Origin of the sequence: Nibrella viscosa (assembly GCF_039541875.1) — a bacterium.
GTDB lineage: Bacteria > Bacteroidota > Bacteroidia > Cytophagales > Spirosomataceae > Nibrella > Nibrella viscosa.
In genome coordinates this window covers 109,583-127,063 of the sequence record NZ_BAABHB010000005.1, presented here as the reverse complement: position 1 = coordinate 127,063, position 17,481 = coordinate 109,583, and the positions used below count along the sequence as shown (strand labels likewise).

9 protein-coding genes and 1 tRNA gene are annotated in these 17,481 nt (G+C 53.6%); 4 read left to right on the top strand and 6 right to left on the bottom strand.

What is annotated here, in order from left to right; all coding sequences use genetic code 11:
• The first annotated feature begins 112 nt into the window (after positions 1-112).
• From ABD931_RS14330 to ABD931_RS14320, 3 genes are all read left to right on the top strand, one after another.
• Complete coding sequence (locus tag ABD931_RS14330; protein ID WP_345268225.1) at positions 113-1,522, top strand: MBL fold metallo-hydrolase RNA specificity domain-containing protein; 1,410 nt, start codon at positions 113-115, stop codon at positions 1,520-1,522.
• A 139-nt stretch (positions 1,523-1,661) separates the two neighbouring features.
• Positions 1,662-1,745, top strand: a tRNA-Leu gene (locus ABD931_RS14325).
• 163 nt (positions 1,746-1,908) lie between these two features.
• Positions 1,909-3,147 (top strand): acyltransferase family protein, encoded by a 1,239-nt coding sequence (locus tag ABD931_RS14320; protein WP_345268223.1) that lies wholly within the window; start codon positions 1,909-1,911, stop codon positions 3,145-3,147.
• Here ABD931_RS14320 and ABD931_RS14315 read toward each other — a convergent pair.
• The 3 genes from ABD931_RS14315 to ABD931_RS14305 all read right to left on the bottom strand — a co-directional run bounded on the left by ABD931_RS14315 (position 3,130) and on the right by ABD931_RS14305 (position 7,879).
• The gene (locus ABD931_RS14315) at positions 3,130-3,942 is read right to left on the bottom strand and encodes a polysaccharide deacetylase family protein (protein WP_345268221.1); all 813 of its coding nucleotides are present in this window, start codon (positions 3,940-3,942) and stop codon (positions 3,130-3,132) included. The genes ABD931_RS14320 and ABD931_RS14315 overlap by 18 nt on opposite strands.
• Before the next feature lie 103 nt (positions 3,943-4,045).
• Positions 4,046-6,736, bottom strand: coding sequence for a TonB-dependent receptor (locus ABD931_RS14310; protein ID WP_345268219.1), 2,691 nt, complete (start codon positions 6,734-6,736; stop codon positions 4,046-4,048).
• Between the two features lie 150 nt (positions 6,737-6,886).
• Entirely contained in the window at positions 6,887-7,879 is a 993-nt protein-coding gene (locus ABD931_RS14305) for an aspartate-semialdehyde dehydrogenase (protein WP_345268217.1), read from the bottom strand.
• 387 nt (positions 7,880-8,266) lie between these two features.
• Between ABD931_RS14305 and ABD931_RS14300 the strand changes: the two genes are divergently transcribed.
• Complete coding sequence (locus ABD931_RS14300; protein WP_345268215.1) at positions 8,267-10,684, top strand: TonB-dependent receptor; 2,418 nt, start codon at positions 8,267-8,269, stop codon at positions 10,682-10,684.
• A gap of 56 nt (positions 10,685-10,740) precedes the next feature.
• Here ABD931_RS14300 and ABD931_RS14295 read toward each other — a convergent pair whose 3' ends face one another.
• The 3 genes from ABD931_RS14295 to ABD931_RS14285 form a co-directional block, all read right to left on the bottom strand.
• On the bottom strand, positions 10,741-12,171 hold the full coding sequence (locus ABD931_RS14295; RefSeq protein WP_345268213.1) for a sulfatase-like hydrolase/transferase: 1,431 nt from the start codon (positions 12,169-12,171) through the stop codon (positions 10,741-10,743).
• A 25-nt stretch (positions 12,172-12,196) separates the two neighbouring features.
• Entirely contained in the window at positions 12,197-13,777 is a 1,581-nt protein-coding gene (locus ABD931_RS14290; RefSeq protein ID WP_345268211.1) for a sulfatase family protein, read from the bottom strand.
• 225 nt (positions 13,778-14,002) lie between these two features.
• Entirely contained in the window at positions 14,003-17,443 is a 3,441-nt protein-coding gene (locus ABD931_RS14285; RefSeq protein WP_345268209.1) for a ThuA domain-containing protein, read from the bottom strand.
• Positions 17,444-17,481: the final 38 nt, after the last annotated feature.

Genomic DNA, 17,481 nt, shown 5'->3' with positions numbered 1-17,481 from the left:
CAAAGGGCGCAAAGAAAAATAAGGAAAATTGATGATAATTTTTCAGGGCTGATATCTAACGTCTAACGTCCGGAGTCTAAGTCTACCGTCTGATTTTCAAATCAAGAACTTGATGGAGCTACAATTTTATGGGGCCGCCCGTACCGTTACCGGCAGCAAGCACCTGGTAACTACCGAAAAAGGAACAAAGATTTTACTGGACTGCGGACTTTTCCAGGGTATCGATTCCGAAGGCTTGAACCAGGATTTAGGCTTTGATGCCTCTTCTGTCAATTACCTCATCCTGTCGCACGCCCACATTGATCACTCCGGCCTGATACCCCGGCTGGTGCGCAAAGGCTTCTCCGGCCCCATCTATTGCACGCCGGCCACCGCCGACCTCTGCGAGATTATGCTGCTCGACAGCGCCCGCATTCAGGAACGAGACCTGGAGCGGCTCAACCGCCGGCGTCTCCGGCAGGGACGGCCCCTGCTGGAGCAACTTTACGACGAACGCGACGTGAGTGCCGCCCTGGACCTGATACAGCCGGTAGGCTACGCGCAGGTCTTCCGGATTGACGACGCTATTAGCTTTCAATTTACCGATACCGCCCACATCCTCGGCAGTGCCGCTGTCAGCCTGACCATTCGTGAAACCGGTGCCGATGGAAAACCAGTTGAAAAACATCTGTTCTTCAGCGGAGATATCGGACGGCCTTACGATAAAATTCTCCGGATGCCTGCGCCGTTCCCGCAGGCTGATTACATCATCTGCGAATCGACCTACGGTGATAAACTGCACGAGCCGGAACCCGATATGCGGGAACACCTGCTCCGGATTGTGGAGGACACCTGCGTGAAACGGCACGGCAAAATCATCATTCCGGCCTTTGCCGTAGACCGGACACAGGAGCTTATCTATGCCCTCGACCGACTCTCCCACGATGGCAAGCTACCGGTGCTGCCGGTGTTTATCGACAGCCCCCTATCAGTAAAGGCAACCAAAGTGATGCAGGCGCATGAAGAAGATTTCAACCCGGAGATTCTGGATTACATCGAAAAAGACGGCGATGCCTTTGATTTTCCCAACCTTCATTACGTATCCGATGTGGAAGACTCTAAAGCGATTAACAACTGGCAGGGCCCCTGCATTATCATCTCCTCATCGGGCATGGCCGAAGCGGGCCGGATCAAGCACCATATCAAGAACAACATCGGCGACGCCCGCAACACCATACTACTGGTAGGCTATGCTGCTCCCAATACCCTTGGCGGTGCGCTCAAGCGGGGCGACTGGCGCGTGAAGATTTTCGGAGAGACCTACGACGTAAAAGCAAAGGTCGAGGTGATGGATTCTTTCAGCGCCCACGGCGATTACCAGGAGATGATTCAATATCTGGCTTGCCAGAACCCGGCGCAGGTAAAAAAAATGTTTTTGGTGCATGGCGAATACGAGCGGCAGCTTGTTTTTAAAAACAAACTGGAAGCTGCTGGTTTTCGGCACGTTGAGATTCCGGATATGCTGGAGTCGGTCGAATTGTAAACCCTGAATGATGGAACAACAGGTATCTGCTGCTGTAGAAAAGCAAAATTTTTCGGGAAAATTGGCGGCAGGGTCTTGCAAAAACCTGTCTGGGGCACTACCTTTGCAGTCCCGATTCACGAATCCGGGCAATAAAAATGCCGAAGTGGTGAAATTGGTAGACACGCACGTTTCAGGGGCGTGTGCCTTCACGGGCATGCGAGTTCGAGTCTCGCCTTCGGCACCCCATACAGGCCTAAGTACTCCTTTCCGGAATGCTTAGGCCTTTTGGCTTTTTAGAGAACCGGGTTTTCTACCGAAGCAGGCTAATGGGAATAAGCGTTTTCCTCCGGGATGATCACAACGATATGAAGCTTCAGTTAACAAATAGCTTACGAAGTAGCCGATTGGTTTTAAAGAGAGGGGTTGTTTCCCGACTGACTCGTGAGAGTCAGCTGGCCGATCATCTGGAAACACTAGTATCCAAAAAGACTATCTACTTTCCGAACCTGAATGGGGTTCGCTTTATTGCCTCCTTTTCGGTCTTGATTCACCACCTTGAACAGGTAAAGGAAGTGTTCAGCTTACATAATATCTACGATAACCACCTTATCAAAGATATGGGGAAGCTGGGTGTTGGCCTTTTCTTTGTTCTGAGTGGCTTCCTGATAACCTTTCTGTTGCTGGTTGAGAAAAACAGAAAAGGAAAAATCGAACTTGGTAATTTTTACGTCCGCCGGGTATTGCGAATATGGCCGCTCTACTTGTTGGTTGTGCTGCTTGCTTTTTTTGTGTTTCCCCATTTATCCCTGTTCTATGATGGCCGGCCGGCCGGCTATATCTACGACGCTGATTTTTATAAACGATTGGCCCTGTTCTTATGTATGCTGCCCAATTTCGGGTTCATCCTATACCAATCGCCTTATCTGTGCGCTCAGACCTGGTCTGTGGGCGTTGAAGAACAATTTTATGTGCTATGGCCTCTGGTAATTGGTAGTGCTACCCTGATCCGGGCGTTGCGGCCGGTTGTCATCTACGGTCTGGCCATTTTCTGTTTCAGCTACGTATGGATAACACTGGACCGGGCTAATTTATCGCCTGAGGTGGTGTCGAATTTCACCGGGCATTACCTTAGCCAGTTCAGGATCTTAACCATGATTATTGGCGGATTGGGCTCCTGGCTTATTTTTTCGAAACAGGTAAGAGTGCTGGCTTTCCTGTTTCGCAGAGATGTACAGGTGATTGTGTACACTACGCTGGTTTATTGCCTGGGCACGGGTTTTTATATGTCAGGAGTAAATCTGGAGTTTTACGCGCTGTTTTTCTGCTTTTTTATCATGAATGTAGCCGCCAATCCTGATTCAATCATTAATCTGGAGTTTCCGGCTATTTCTTTTCTGGGAAAGATCTCCTATGGCACCTATATGTACCACACGGCCGTTATTGTCCTGGTCATTAATTGCATAAACCGGTTTTTAGCGCCTGGATTGTCTGCCGTGGCCTTCAACAGTATACTGTATCCGCTCGCTATCGGCTTATCCGTCCTGGTGTCCGCATTATCATATACCTATTTCGAAAAGCCGTTCCTGCGCGTGAAAGAACGGTTTGGGCAGTTCTCTAAAAACTCCTCACCCCGGTCGGACTAGCTCTGACATGGTATAAAACCGAAGATGCCGGCGACTGGCCTCCTGAAGAATGTAGCGTAAGCGGGCTACATCGAACCCGTATGACCCAGGTGGCTGCTGCTGAAAGAAGGGCTGGTGACCGAACAAAACCAGCACCGACTGATCATTAGCGGCTTTATCCAGGCTGGCGTCGATGTTTTTGTGCGTTAACCCATCACCATTGTCAATTGATAGTGCGAAGAAAAGCCCGTCGGAGGCAAACGTTGAGTAGGCTTCAAACATCCACCCGGCCGGTCGGCGCAGAGAAATACCCGCAAGGGTTCGTTCAATTTTGGTAACGTCGCGCAGGCTTGAGAAATAGGTGGACAGGAGTTTATCCGTTTCTCTGTTGCGGGCTCCTCCCGGATATGCAAAAGAACTGGGCGTATACCCGGCCCGGCGCATAGCTGCCAGCGCCGGCCTGATTTCACTGTTCAGATAATCTTCCTGCCCTCTTCCTTTGATGAAATCAACCGCATTGGTGTGAATGGCACCGTGGCATCCTATTTCATGACCATCCTGAGCTAATTCGTCCAGCAGTCGCCTGTCGTTATCCGACAGGCTGTCAAACTGCGAAATATAAAATGTAGCCTTTGCATTGTATTGCCGGAATAAGGGGCGTAGCTGATACCAGTCTTCAATAAACCGATCATCGAAGGATAGCGCTACGCCGGCTGTTGGAACCCGAACGGCACGCTGCTTAACGGAAACGTAGTAGTACAGGCCGGCCAACAGCAGCAGAGCGGCCATACCAATTATATATCGGTAGTTTTTCATGCAACAAGCCGTTCAGCACTGGAGCAAGCCAGTGCTGTTAGCGTCAACGGCGCCCTAAAGTTACGGTGTTTTTACGTGATTGGCCTGTACAGACCCGGCTCGCCTAAAATTCGCTGTCTCCGGCCGAGTCGCTGCCTTCGTCGCGGTTCCGGCGCTGGCGCTCACGTTCGCGGGTAACCTGTTTGCTCAGGCGGTAGCTGAAGCCGATGAATGCAATACGGGATTCACGCTTGGCTACTGTATACGATTCGAAGTTTGGCCCAAAGCTGTTGATCCGGAACTGTAGCGTATTGAAAATATCGCTCACCCGGAAGTTGATAGAACCACGGCCTTTCAGGACATCCTGTTTCAACCCGAAATCTACATTGAAAAAGCCCTGAATTGTCCCCTGCGCCACAATAAACGGCGACCGGTAATTGAGCGTCAATTGCAGGTCGGTGCCTTTCCACGGACTCAGGGTCGAATTCAGGCGGGTGGTCCAGCTCCGGTTGGTCCGCGTTAGTAGGTTGGGTATGCCCGGGCCCGGCTGAATAGTGGACTGGAAAAACGAGAAATTACCGTTTACCTTCCACCAGCGCAGCAGTTCCTGGGTGACTACCACCTCCAGACCGTAGTTTTGCGAGCGGTTTAGGTTCAGATAGGTTGTTTCGGTAACGCCATCTTCGCGGAGGGTGCGGTACCGGGTCACATCATTCGTTGTCTGTCGGAAAAATAGCGTACTTGTCAGCGAAGTGGTTTTGCCGTACCACAGATGGCTGAGTTCATAAGAGTTGACGAGCTCCGGATTTAGCATGGGGTTACCAAAGGAAATATTCAGGGGATCGGTCAGGTCGATAAACGGGTTCAGTGCCCGCACCCACGGCCGGTTGATGCGCCGGGTGTAGTTGACCTGCATCTTCTGGGCATCGCTGAAATTGTAGTTGATAAAGGCGCTCGGGAACAAGTAAATGTAATCGCGCCGGTTGCGCTGACCCGTTGTGCGCTGATCGGTCTCAATAGCGGTGTATTCTGTCCGGAGCCCTACCTGGTAGCTGAACTTTTTGACTTCGTCACTGAAGTTAACGTAAGCCGCGCTGGTTTGCTCGTTGTAGATAAAATTGTTGGAGATGTTCTGGTTCAGTCGCCAGCTTCCGTCCAGAAAATCCTCAAAAACATAATCGGCCCCCAACCGGCGGTAGGTGTATTTCAGGCCAGTCTCCAGCCGCTTTTTCTTTTTTAGAGGCTCCACAAAATCCAGTTGCAGTATTCCAATGCGGTTATCGCTCTGATTGGTGCTCCGCTGCTGGTTGGCCCGCAGATTAGGCGTAATCAGAAACTCCGGTAATTGCAGGCTCTGCGTGTAATCTGTGTATTCGGTGCCCAACCGGTTGGTTAGTGTCCCATCAATATTCAACTCACGGCCTTTTTTCGGGAAGGTACGCCGGTAGCCAACGTTGTAGTCAAAACCCGTTTCGGGCTCCCGCTCGGCGGTGTTGCGGATAATCCGGCCTAGCAGAGCCCGATTGGCATCAAGGGTGTTGAAGGTCTCGATCTGGGTATTCCGGCTGTATTCCGGCCGGTACAGGACGGAAGCTGATATATTGTCGCGGGGCGTGAGGCTATAGTCAAAACCAATCCGCAGGTTATTATTGACCCTGTTCCGAACACCGTCATTGCGCTGCACCAGAAAACTGGTCGAATCACCGGCAAAGAAGTTCTGCCGGTCGGAGTCGCGGTAACTGAACCGTCGTTCGTCACGGAAGTTATAGCTGCCAAACAGATTTAATTTGTTAACCCGGTAGTTCAGGTTGACCGACGCATTGTATTTGTCGCGGGTACCCACGTTTACTTGCACATTGCCGTTCAGGCCCGGTGCCCGTTCTTTTTTCAGGACTATGTTGATGATTCCACCGCCCCCGTCGGCATCGTACCGGGCCGACGGATTGGTAATTACTTCAATGCGCTCAATATTACTGGCGGGTACCTGTTCCAGCACCGCCTGCCGGTCGAGACCGGTTAAGCCGGAAGGCTTTCCGTTGATCAGGACAATGACATTGCTGCTGCCGCGCAGGCTGAGGGTACCGTCTACATCCACCGTTACCGAGGGCACATTTTGCAGAATATCGACGGCTGTACCACCGAGGGTGGTCGGTAGCTGGTCGACGTTCACGATTTTACGATCGAGGGAGTAATCCATTAATTGCTTTTGCCCCTGCACCACCACTTCCTGAAGCTGCCGGACACTTTCGTTCATGACCACATTGCCCAGATCCACCTCCGGGTCCTGGAAGCTGATGGCTACCGATGGCAGCCGTTTGGCCTCAAAACCCAGCGACTGGATCAGGATATAATAATTGCCCGGTGGCAGGCCTTCCAGCTGGAAATACCCGCGTTCGTCGGTAAGGGTACCGGCCACCGTACTGGAGTCGCGGCTACGGAAGACACCGATACTGGCAAACTCGACGGGTTGGTTTTTGCCGTTTTGGGTGGCCATCAGCCGGCCGGCTACCCGGCCTATGCGGGCGGTACTTTCCGCACCTTCGCTGGCGGGCCGGCGCTCGGGTAAGGCTGTAGGCTGGGGAGTGGTTGGCGACTGCGGGATACCGATAGCCGACTCAATGGCCGGTGCGGGTCGTGTTTGAATGGTATCCAGCCGGTCGGCGGAGTTAAGCTGGGTCGTATCAGGCCGGATGGGCGGGGGCGACACCCGTTGTGTGGTATCGGCCGGTTCCGTGCGAATCTCCTGCGCCCTAACGGTACCAACGACCAGAAGCACTAATACCGGAATAAGGCTTAGGTAATTTGGTATTTTCATACTGTTGAGTGGATAAGCGTAATAGTATTCCTATAAGTAGGACTATATTTAGCCGAAAAGGTTTGCAATTCCCCACAGCACAAGGATAGTAAGGATACAAAAAAGCCCGCTGGTGCTGACCAGCGGGCGTATTGTTTGGCTGCGATTTTCCTACACTAATGCGTGCTGCACCAGGTATTCAGCAATTTGAACGGCGTTGGTCGCAGCTCCTTTGCGGAGGTTATCGGCTACAATCCACAGATTCAGCGTGTTGGGCTGACTTTCGTCACGACGGATGCGGCCCACAAAGGTTTCGTCCTTGCCATGGGCCGTCAGCGGCATCGGGTACAGAAAGTTTTTCGGATCATCCTGCACCACTACGCCTTCAGTTTCGTTCAGGATGGCTCGTACCTCGTCCAGGTCGTATTCGTTCTCAAATTCAATGTTCACCGCTTCCGAATGGCCGCCGATGGTCGGAATCCGGACCGTGGTGGCGGTCACGGCGATGCTGTCGTCGCCCATGATCTTTTTGGTCTCATTGGTCATCTTCATTTCCTCTTTGGTATAGCCATTGTCGAGGAATACGTCGATGTGCGGCAGCACGTTCAAATCAATCGGGTGCGGGTATACCTTCGGCGCTTCTTTATCGCCGGCCCGCTCGGCAAACAACTGGTCAACGGCCGCTTTGCCCGTACCGGTTACCGACTGGTAGGTCGATACCACCACGCGCCTGATTTTGTACTTTTTATGCAGGGGATTCAGCACCACCACCATCTGAATGGTCGAGCAGTTGGGGTTGGCAATGATTTTATCGTCTTTGGTCAGTTCGCCGGCGTTGATCTCCGGCACCACCAGTTTTTTGGTGGGGTCCATGCGCCAGGCCGAGGAGTTATCTACCACAGTAATACCGGCTTCGGCAAACTGCGGAGCCAGTTTCAGGGAGGTGCTGCCACCGGCTGAGAAAATGGCAATGGCAGGTTTGGCCGCGATGGCGTCTTCGTAGCTCACCACCGTGTACTGTTTACCCTTAAACGTAACCTGTTTACCAACAGAACGCTCAGATGCTACGGGAATCAGTTCGGTTACGGGGAAGTTACGCTCTTCCAGCACTTTCATAATTTCGCCACCGACCAGGCCGGTAGCTCCTACTACTGCAATTTTCATGATTTTTATTTGGACATCAGTTTAAAATTGACCGCTCCGGCGGTTTGGCGCAAAATTACGCTAAAAAATTGAGAGACAGGGTAGCCTGTTTTAACAATTGCAGCCAGGGGCGAACATCATCAGAATTGGGCAACCTACGCCAGGAATTGCCGCTCCAGACGCCGGCATGAATCAGTCACTCTTCAATAGGCTTGTGAGTGTCTGGTTAGCCATAGTCGTGTATGGCCAGCAGAAGCAGTAAACTAAATAGCTTTTTCATAGCATAGCTGGTTTGGGAATAGGTTATCAACCAAACTACCACTTTGGCAGGCAAATTATTAGGTAAAAGGCTAAAATGTGCCAAATTTTATATTTCAGAGTTTATCTTTGAAGTTTAAACGCGGCCCTATGCGCTTATTTTTACGATTAGGGGTTCTTTCTCTGATCATCATACAAACTACGTTGCCTGCGCTTTGGGCACAAACCTTTCCCTTCCGTGTCCGGTTGCAGGAAGCCAACCGGCAACCTGTTGTGGGCGCAACACTCCGCCTGACCAGCATCACCGACACCACCCGGCATTTGTATACCATCAGCGATACCACCGGTCTGGCCGCCTTTCAGGTGCAGAAGGGGCAGACATACCGGCTACTGGCCACCTCGGTAGGCCTGAAAGCATTGCAGCGGGTGGTTAAGCCGGTTACGGGGCAATCAGTATTGGCACTGGTGATGGAGGAAGACAATATTACCCTGCAAACGGTAGCGGTTACGGCCGCCAAACCGCTGGTAACGCAGGAAGACGATAAGACAATTGTTGATCCGGAGCCGATTGCCAATACCAGCACCAGCGCCTACGAGATCATGGAAAAATCGCCAGGCGTTTTTCTGGACCCCGACGGTAATGTTTACCTGAGCAGTACCACCCCGGCCACCATCTATATCAACGGCCGGGAGCAGAAGATGAGCGCGGCCGATATTGCCTCCATGCTGAAAAGCCTGCCGCCCAACAGTATCGCCAAAATAGAGATCATGCGAACGCCTTCAGCCCGGTATGATGCGGCCGGCAGTGGGGGCATTGTGAATATTGTGCTGAAGAAGGGCGTGAAAATTGGTCTCACCGGTTCGGCCAATGCGGGTTTTAACCAGGGACGCTTTGGTAATCAGTTTGCCGGCATCAACCTGAACAATAGCCAGAACGGCCGCACGGCGTACCTGAACCTGAACTATACCCGCCGGAATATGTACGAAGAGATTCAGACCAACCGGCGGTTCTCGCCCGACTCGCTGCTGCGGCAGGATGCATACACGACCTTTCCGGCGCATACATTTTATGCCGGTTACGGGTTGGGCTTTGAGCTGAACCAGCGGTGGGCGATTGACCTGGATGGCCGGTTTTCGTGGAATCAGAACAACTCGCAGGCGGGTAACGATAACCAGATCATTCAACTCAGCACAGGACGCTTATTGACGGAAAACCTGAACCAGGTCAGTAACCAAAACCGCATTCTTTCCTTCAGCCAGGGGTTTTCGACTAAGTACAAAATTGACACCATCGGCTCCGAACTGACAACCGATGTCTCGTACAACCTGATCGGTAACCGGGGTTTACAGGACTTTACCACGCAGTACCTGTTACCCATCAGACCTGGGACTGCTGGTGACGGCTCATTCGACAACCTGCGCCATCTGGGAGCCGCCCAGATTGATCTGAAGTATAAGCTAACGCCCACTATCAAGCTCGAAACGGGTGCCAAAACTACAGCTCAGTATTTTACCAGCGAGTCGGCGTATTTCAGAAAGGTAAGTGATCGGCGGATACCCGACCGCTTCCGAACGAATACCTTTAATTACCGGGAGAACATCAATGCCGTCTATGTGCAGGCTTCTAAAGGATTCGGTGCGTTTCTGCTGAAGGGAGGAGTCCGGCTGGAAAATACCAATATGTATGGGCGGCAGCGGGTACCAGCCGATACTTCCTTTCAAATCAACCGCACCGACCTGTTCCCTTACGTGTACCTGAGCCGGCGGGTGGCCAAAATCGCCGGGTATGAGGTGCGTAGCTATCTGGTATATCGCCGGTCTATTACCCGACCAGTGTACGACTACCTGAATCCGTTCCCCCGCTACGTAGACCAGTACCTATACGAAACAGGTAATCCGGCGCTGCGGCCGCAGTTTACGGAGAACTATGAAGTGAACATCAGCGTAGAAGACCGGCCGTTGTTTGCCCTGGGCCGCAATCACACCCGTGATATATTTACCAATGTAGTATACCAGGACCCTAATAACCGGAGTCTGGCTTTTCGTACTTACGATAACTTGGGCACCAATCGAGAAACGTACTTCCGGATTCTGGCGGGTATCCCACCTATTAAGCGGTACTTCTTTGTGTTCGGAGGGCAGTTCAACTATAACGATTACAGCGGCTTATATGAAGGCCGGCCGCTAAATTTCCAGCGCGGTAGCTGGTCATTTTTTACCTATCATCAGCTCAAGATCGACCGGCGATCTACGTTTACCCTCAACGGGTTTATCCGCACCAACGGACAACTTCAGTTTTACGAGCTGAGTAACTTTGGTGCTCTTAACCTGAGCCTGAACCGGCGCTTCCTCGATGATAAACTGATGGTGACGCTGACGGCCAATGATCTGTTCTTTACCAACTATTACCAGTTCACTATTCAGCAGGGGAGCCTATCGGCTAACGGCCTCCGCCGGAGCGACACCCGCCGGTTTGGCCTGACGCTGCGCTATAACTTCGGTATCCGGAAGCGGGAAGAGCGAAGCAATATCTTCAACATCGAATCGCCGGAGAAGGCGGGGAATTGACCGCTTACCGCCAGGCGTTTCTCAATAGGCAGGGTTCTTACGGAATACTAATAGGGTTACCTGATTCTGCCAGGTTTTGGCTTTTCTGGGGTTGCTGGTACTGTGGTGGCTGGGAGGGCTTTTCGCCAGGCCAGCAACTTTGCTTTCATGGTGCTGACAAGGCTGGGTTCCTGCGCCGATACGTCGTTCTTTTCCGACGGGTCAATGGCGAGGTTATAAAGTTCGGTACCGCTACCGTTGTCGTTGGTGAGTAGTTTCCATTGGCCCTGTCGCATGGCGAGGTTGGGGCTGCGGTCGCGCCCGGCGGGGTAGCGGAAGGAAATATCGTTGCGACCGTACTCCCAGAAAATCGGTACTGGGCGGACGTTAGGTTTGCCCAGCAAGATGGCGGCTGCGTTTATCCCATCCCCCGTTTTGGCGGGTTTTTGGCCTGCCAGACTCAGAAAGGTGGGAAATAAGTCGGTGGCACAAAGCACAGACTTGTTGTCCGTCAAGCCTTTGGGCGTTTGGGCGGGGTAGCGCACAATAAACGGCATTCGGATGCCGCCTTCGTAGAGCGAAAGTTTGCTGCCCCGATAGATACCGGAGCGGTCACCCTCAAAGGTAGGCAAGGCGCCGTTGTCGGAGGTAAAAACGACGAGCGTGTTCTGGTCGATACCCAGCGTTTGCAAGCCGGTCATCAACCGGCCAATCTGTTTGTCCAGTTCGGCCAGTACCAGCCTGAATTCGCGAGGCTTTTCGGTGCCTTTCGGATGGTCGGCGAGGGTTGTTTCGTCGGGTACCCAGGGTGTGTGTACATCGTCGGGCCAGAGATTGATGTAGCAGGGCTTACCAGGATTGCGTTTCAGAAACTCCAGCGTTTTGTCTACGAAGTATGCCGTGCGATTCCAGCGTTTGATGGAGTCGGTTTTGGCCCAAATCCAGTCGGTCGAGGTCAGCAACGGGTCGGGGTCGGGACTTTCCCAGGTACTGGCGTATTCATCAAACCCGTATTGATTGATGCCCGGTGCATTAGCTACGTCGCGCCCACCGCCCATGTGCCACTTGCCAAAATGGGCTGTTGCGTAGCCCGCCGTTTTGAGCTGCCGCGCCACTGAGGGTGCCGACACGTCCAGGAAATCGGCCTGTTCGCAGGTGCGGTTGTGTTTGCGCTCAGCCAGAAAAGAGGTGATGTTCCATTTGCCTGCTACCAGGCCGGTGGTGAGTGCTACCCGTGAGGGCGAACAGATGGGGGCCGCGCTGTAGTAGTTTGTGAACCGGATCCCCTCTGCCGCCAGCCGGTCAATGTTGGGTGTGGGTGGTAAAGAACTAGCCGTATGCCGGTAACAGCTCACGTCGCCAATACCCATATCGTCCACCAGAATCAGAATAATGTTAGGGGGTTGTGTACGCCGGATTGCTGTTGTCCCGAAGGAGGGGTGGGCCGCCTGCGATCCTGCTCCATAGCCTTGAAGCAGTGCGATTCCCGCGCCGATACCAGTAATCATTAACCAAAAGCGCTGAAGGCTCATCTCATTGTAGTTTTAACGCTTCCGTTTTAGCCTGGTATGCATCACCCGCTATCTGCTTCATCTGTTTCTCCAGTTCGGCTACTTTTTGTGGGTTAGTCGTAGCCAGATTGGTTCGCTGGCCGGGGTCAGTCTGGAGGTTATACAATTGAGGCTGCTGACTCAGGCCGGTTTCGATATTAACCTCTTTGTTGAGCGGCCGGCCCGGATAGGCTGGAATAAACACCCACTCGCCCGACCGAAACGCCAGCCGTCCGGAGGCTTCCAGCACCAGATTTTTCCGCCCCGTTTCCGACTCGCCCAGCAAGGCACCGAGCAGATTTTCGCTGTCGGTGGTTTTTGCATCGCTGCCGACCAGCGCGGCCAGCGAACTTAGTAAATCAAGCTGACACACCAGCGCGTCTGACACCCCTTTCTGAATCCGGCCGGGCCTGACGTGGCCCGGCCTGACGCGGCCGGGCCATGAGACAATAAACGGCACCCGCGTACCGGCTTCAAACAAACTGTATTTGCCGCCCCGCAACGAACCCCAGGGCGTGTGGCTGCCGTTTTTCTCGACGGCCTCGTCGTAATACCCATCATTCAAAACCGGACCGTTATCGCTCGAAAAAATAATCAGGGTGTTGGCTAACAGACCATCGGCTTCAAGTTTTTTCCTGATTTCACCCACGCACCAGTCGGCTTCCAGAATAGCATCGCCACGCGGCCCAAGCCCCGATTTTCCGGCAAACGTTGCCCCCGGTACCCGCGGTACGTGTGGCTCGTGCAGGGCGTAATACAGGAAGAACGGGTCTCCTGATTTTTTGGCCTGATGCGCGTCAATAAACGCTTTGGCTTTGTCCAGAAAGACCTCGGCCATGGTTTCATCCATCCACAGGGCCGACTTGCCGCCTTTCATGTAGCCGATGCGCGGAATGCCGTTATGGATGCTCTGGTTGTGGCCGTGATGCCACTTCATTTTGGTCATCAGTTCGGGATTGGTCAGGGCGGTAGGCTGTCCCTCGAAGTTTTCTTTGTAACTCACGTACAGCGGGTCGTTGGCCTGCAGGCCCGCTACCTTCCGGTTCTCGACATAGACTGTCGGTACGCGGTCGCCGGTGGCGGCCATGATGTACGACTCATCGAAGCCAATGTCGTTGGGTGTTCGGGCAATGGCCTTGTTCCAGTCTACGCTGCCGCTGCCCAGTCCGAGGTGCCATTTACCCACAACCCCTGTTTCGTAGCCCTGCTTTTTGAGCATACTGGCCAGCGTAGTAGCGGTCGTGTCGATGAGCAGGGGGGCGTCGCCGGGCAGGATTTTGGCGTTTTTGTTGCGCCAGGGATATACGCCCGTCAGCAGCGCGAACCGGCTGGGCGTACACGTAGCCGACGTGGCGTATCCATTGGTGAACCGGATGCCCGAAGCGGCCAGTTCGTCGATGTTAGGCGTTTTCAGCGTACCCTGTCCATAGGCACTCACATCGCCGTAACCGAGATCATCGGCATAGATGATGAGGATGTTGGGCTTCGATGCTGTATCGGTCTGCTGTTTGGTGGCGCAGCCTGTGGTCGTGAGGAGCAGGAAAAGGAGAACGCGGTTTAGCATAGGCGATTTTACGGAATCCTGACAGTTGGCACCTGGTTATTTAATCATGGCTTTACAATCTGCGAATGAAAGCGGGTTGGCTCAAAACAGCCCGGAAACTCCTGCAAGATGGACGAAACACCCACCCAGACTAGTTTGGGCGGGTGTTTCGGAAGAGGTACGGATGCACTCCAGGTGGAGTCAGGCAGTTTCTTCGGAGGCTTGCCTTATCCGGCTTTTCTACCTTTACCGTCGGCTTACCGCCTGTCCCTTCTCGAAGTTTATCCAGGTCAGGGCGGCCAGGTTTTGGGTTGGCTGCTCTTTATTGGTGAACACGAAATAGAGGGTATGCTTGCCGCCGGGGTCCTGAATGGGGGCGCTAATGTCGGCCGCTTTACGCCAGTCGCCGGTGGGGGTGAAGGTGGCGGTGCTGATGACCTGCCCTTTGGGCGAATCCAGGCGAACCTCGATAGTGCCGTTGAAGTCCTTGGCGGCATAATTATAGGTCAACTGCTCAATGCCTTTCAGGTCGACGTTCTTCAGCACGAAATAGGAATTATGCTTGATGCCGCCCAGACGCCGGCCCTGCCGGTTGATGTTGTGCAGGTCGTCGGCATCGGCCGCTATTACTTTGGCCGGGCGCAGAATCAGCGTTTCGCTGCTGGTCAGCGGGGTAATGGCTCCGCCTTTGTCGGTGTACGATGCGGTGAGCACGTAGCGGCCCTGCTCGTCTTTACCCACATGCTCTTTCAGGAGGGCCGTGCCCTGCTGCGGCAGGCGAACGTCGGGCTGATCGTTGGCCAGTGACAGCACGTACTTCACAATCTCGGTGGCATCTTCGCGGGTTAGTTGCGGGTGGGCGTTCATGGCATGGTCGCCCCAAACCCCACCGCCCCCGGTGATAACTTTGTTGGCCAGCCGGGTCAGGGCTCCTTTATCACCCCGGTATTTTTTAGACACCTCAATGAACGACGGCCCAACCGATTTGCCGTTGATCTGGTGACAGGCCTTGCAATCGCTACCCGCCATCAGGTTCTTGCCCAGATTAAACGTGCTGCTGATCTGCTGGTGGCCAATGGGCGCATCGTTGCCGGCCACTTTCGGAATGTAGTTCAGCGCCACCTTCACATTCTTTTTGTCGATCACCTTGTCTTCATTATCCTTTACATCTACCGCATACTTCAGCGGAGTCTGGTCGGGGAAGAAGAACGTGCTGTTGTCGGCAACATTGATGGCTACCTGCGGCAGGGTGTTCCCAACTTTGATTTCCAGCGTGTCTATCGAGCTTTTTCCGGCCGGGTCAGTTACCTTCAGCGTCACGTTGTAAATGCCGTTCTTCTGGAACGTATAGGTTGGATTTGCTTCCGTCGAAACCTGGTTATTCTCAAAGCGCCATTCGTAGCGCAGTTCATCGTCCTCGTCGAAATCGTAGCTCCTGCGGCTGCTGAAGGCTACTTTGAATGGAGCCAGACCGATGGTATCGCGGGTCGAAGCTACGGCAACGGGAGCGCGGTTGCCGGGGTTGTAGTCGATCTTCACCAGTCGGGCATCGTCGTTGTCGATTCCATACACGGTGCCGTATTCGAGCATATAAATAGAGCCGTCCGGCCCGATTTCCATATCGACCGGTCGGCGGAAGTCGCCCCGCGTCGGCATGAACTGCTCCATGCGTTTGTAGTTGTTATTCTCGTCCAGACGGACGGCAAATACCCAGTTCCGCATCCAGTCGTACATAAACAGGGCCTTATCGTAATACGCCGGCAGCTTCACGTTCGATTTAAGGTTCGGGTCGTAGTGGTATACGGGACCACCCATGGCGCAGCGGCCACCCTGACCCAGCTCCGGAAACTCGGTCGATTTGTTGTACGGGTACCACACCATCGCCTTCTGGGTCGGGGGCAGGTTCTTGATGCCCGTATTATTCGGCGAGTTGTTGACCGGGGCATTGGGGTCGTATTGAGCGCCCACCGCTTTAGTCTCAAAGTTATATGCCTTATACGGCTTGCTGTCGCCCACAAAGAATGGCCAGCCGTAATTGCCGGCTTTTTTGGCCTGATTAAATTCATCGTAGCCGCGGGGCCCCTGCTCGCCATCAGTGCCGGCATCCGGGCCAATTTCGCCCCAGTATACGATCGATGTCGCCGGGTCAACCGAGATCCGATAGGGGTTACGGCAGCCCATCACGTAAATCTCCGGCCGGGTACCCGGTGTGCCTTTCGGGAAGAGGTTGCCTTCGGGAATCGTATAAGAGCCATCCGGCTCTACATGAATCCGCAGGATTTTGCCCCGCAAATCATTGGCGTTACCCGATGATCGGGCCGCATCGAACGTCAGGCGGCCGGCCCGCCAGTCGGTAGGCGAGAAGCCGCTGGACTCGAAGGGTACGGTATTATCGCCGGTCGAGATGTAGAGGTTACCGTGTCGGTCCCACGCCATAGAGCCGCCGGTATGGGCGCTCACCTCCAGGTCGATCGGGAATTCGATAATGGGCTTTTCGGAGGCTACATCAAGCGTACCATCATCGTTCATAACAAAACGGCCGATGCGCTGCTTCGTCTGCTGACCTTCCTGAATGGTGTAAAAAAAGTACAGGTAATGGTTCTGGCTGAAATTCGGGTCGATGGTCATCCCCAGCAGGCCGTTCAGGTACTTTTCCACGGCCTTCACCGGGAAGTCGTACACCATTTTATTCTTACGGGTCCTGGGGTCATACATGTAGAACTTGCCCGCCCGCTCTACATAAAATACCCGTCCGTCCGGTGCTACGGCCAGTTCCATCGGCTCGTTCAGGTCGTTAGACAGAACGGTCTTGGTAAACCGGTTTTCCTCCGGCGTTTCAACGGCGTACGATTTCGCATAATCCAGGTCTTTGTTTGGCCCAATAGCGTATTGGATGCCGCCCAGCAGGTGCTTCACAAAAAGCGGCTCGCTAAAGCTTTCGTCGGTATGCCCACCCGCCGTGTACCAGGCCCGGCCACCGTCGAACTCATGGTACCAGGCGAACGAGTGATTGTCGCCGTTGGTACCGCCCTGGTAGCTGGTTTCGTCCAGTTTAGCCAAGACCTTGACATCCGGGTTTATGTTTTTGAAGTTATACCACTCGTCGAAGCGCTCCCAGCGGTCGGGCAGGTGGCTGGTCGAGATATGGCTTTTGTCGATAACATCGATGCCGGCCTGCTGCTGCTTTGGGTGGCTGGAAAACTGAGCGCCCACCAGCTTGTTGTACCAGGGCCAGTTGTACTCGGTATCCGTAGCGGCATGGATGCCCACAAAGCCACCGCCTGCCTGAATGTATCGCTCAAACGCCACCTGCTGTTTGGGGTCGAGTACGTTCATGGTCGTGCTCAGAAACACCACGGCGCTGTACTTTTTCAGATTCTCATCGGTGAACAGAGCCGCATTCTTGGTGGTATCAACTAAGAAGTTATTTTCCTGGCCCAGCTTCTGAATAGCCGCGATGCCTGCCGGAATGGACTTGTGGTAAAACCCTTTGGTTCGGGAAAAAACCAGAATCCGGGGCACTTTTGTGGCCACGGCGGCTACCGGAGCAGGAGCTTTTACCGGCGGTGCCGATTGGGTCTGCGCGGTAGTAGCTTTCGGCGTTTTACAGCCATAGAATCCACCGGCTATGGAGGTTGCCAGTAGAAGCGCTGTGCTGAGTTGCCTTGTTCGCGTTGAAGTGAACATATGTTTAGGGTTAGGGAAATAAATAAAACGCCAGGTTT

Coding starts and splice junctions, on each gene's coding strand:
- ABD931_RS14330 (WP_345268225.1), top strand. CDS start 113: ATGGAGCTACAATTTTATGGGGCCGCCCGTACCGTTACCGGCAGCAAG.
- ABD931_RS14315 (WP_345268221.1), bottom strand. CDS start 3,942: ATGAAAAACTACCGATATATAATTGGTATGGCCGCTCTGCTGCTGTTG.
- ABD931_RS14310 (WP_345268219.1), bottom strand. CDS start 6,736: ATGAAAATACCAAATTACCTAAGCCTTATTCCGGTATTAGTGCTTCTG.
- ABD931_RS14305 (WP_345268217.1), bottom strand. CDS start 7,879: ATGAAAATTGCAGTAGTAGGAGCTACCGGCCTGGTCGGTGGCGAAATT.
- ABD931_RS14300 (WP_345268215.1), top strand. CDS start 8,267: ATGCGCTTATTTTTACGATTAGGGGTTCTTTCTCTGATCATCATACAA.
- ABD931_RS14295 (WP_345268213.1), bottom strand. CDS start 12,171: ATGATTACTGGTATCGGCGCGGGAATCGCACTGCTTCAAGGCTATGGA.
- ABD931_RS14290 (WP_345268211.1), bottom strand. CDS start 13,777: ATGCTAAACCGCGTTCTCCTTTTCCTGCTCCTCACGACCACAGGCTGC.
- ABD931_RS14285 (WP_345268209.1), bottom strand. CDS start 17,443: ATGTTCACTTCAACGCGAACAAGGCAACTCAGCACAGCGCTTCTACTG.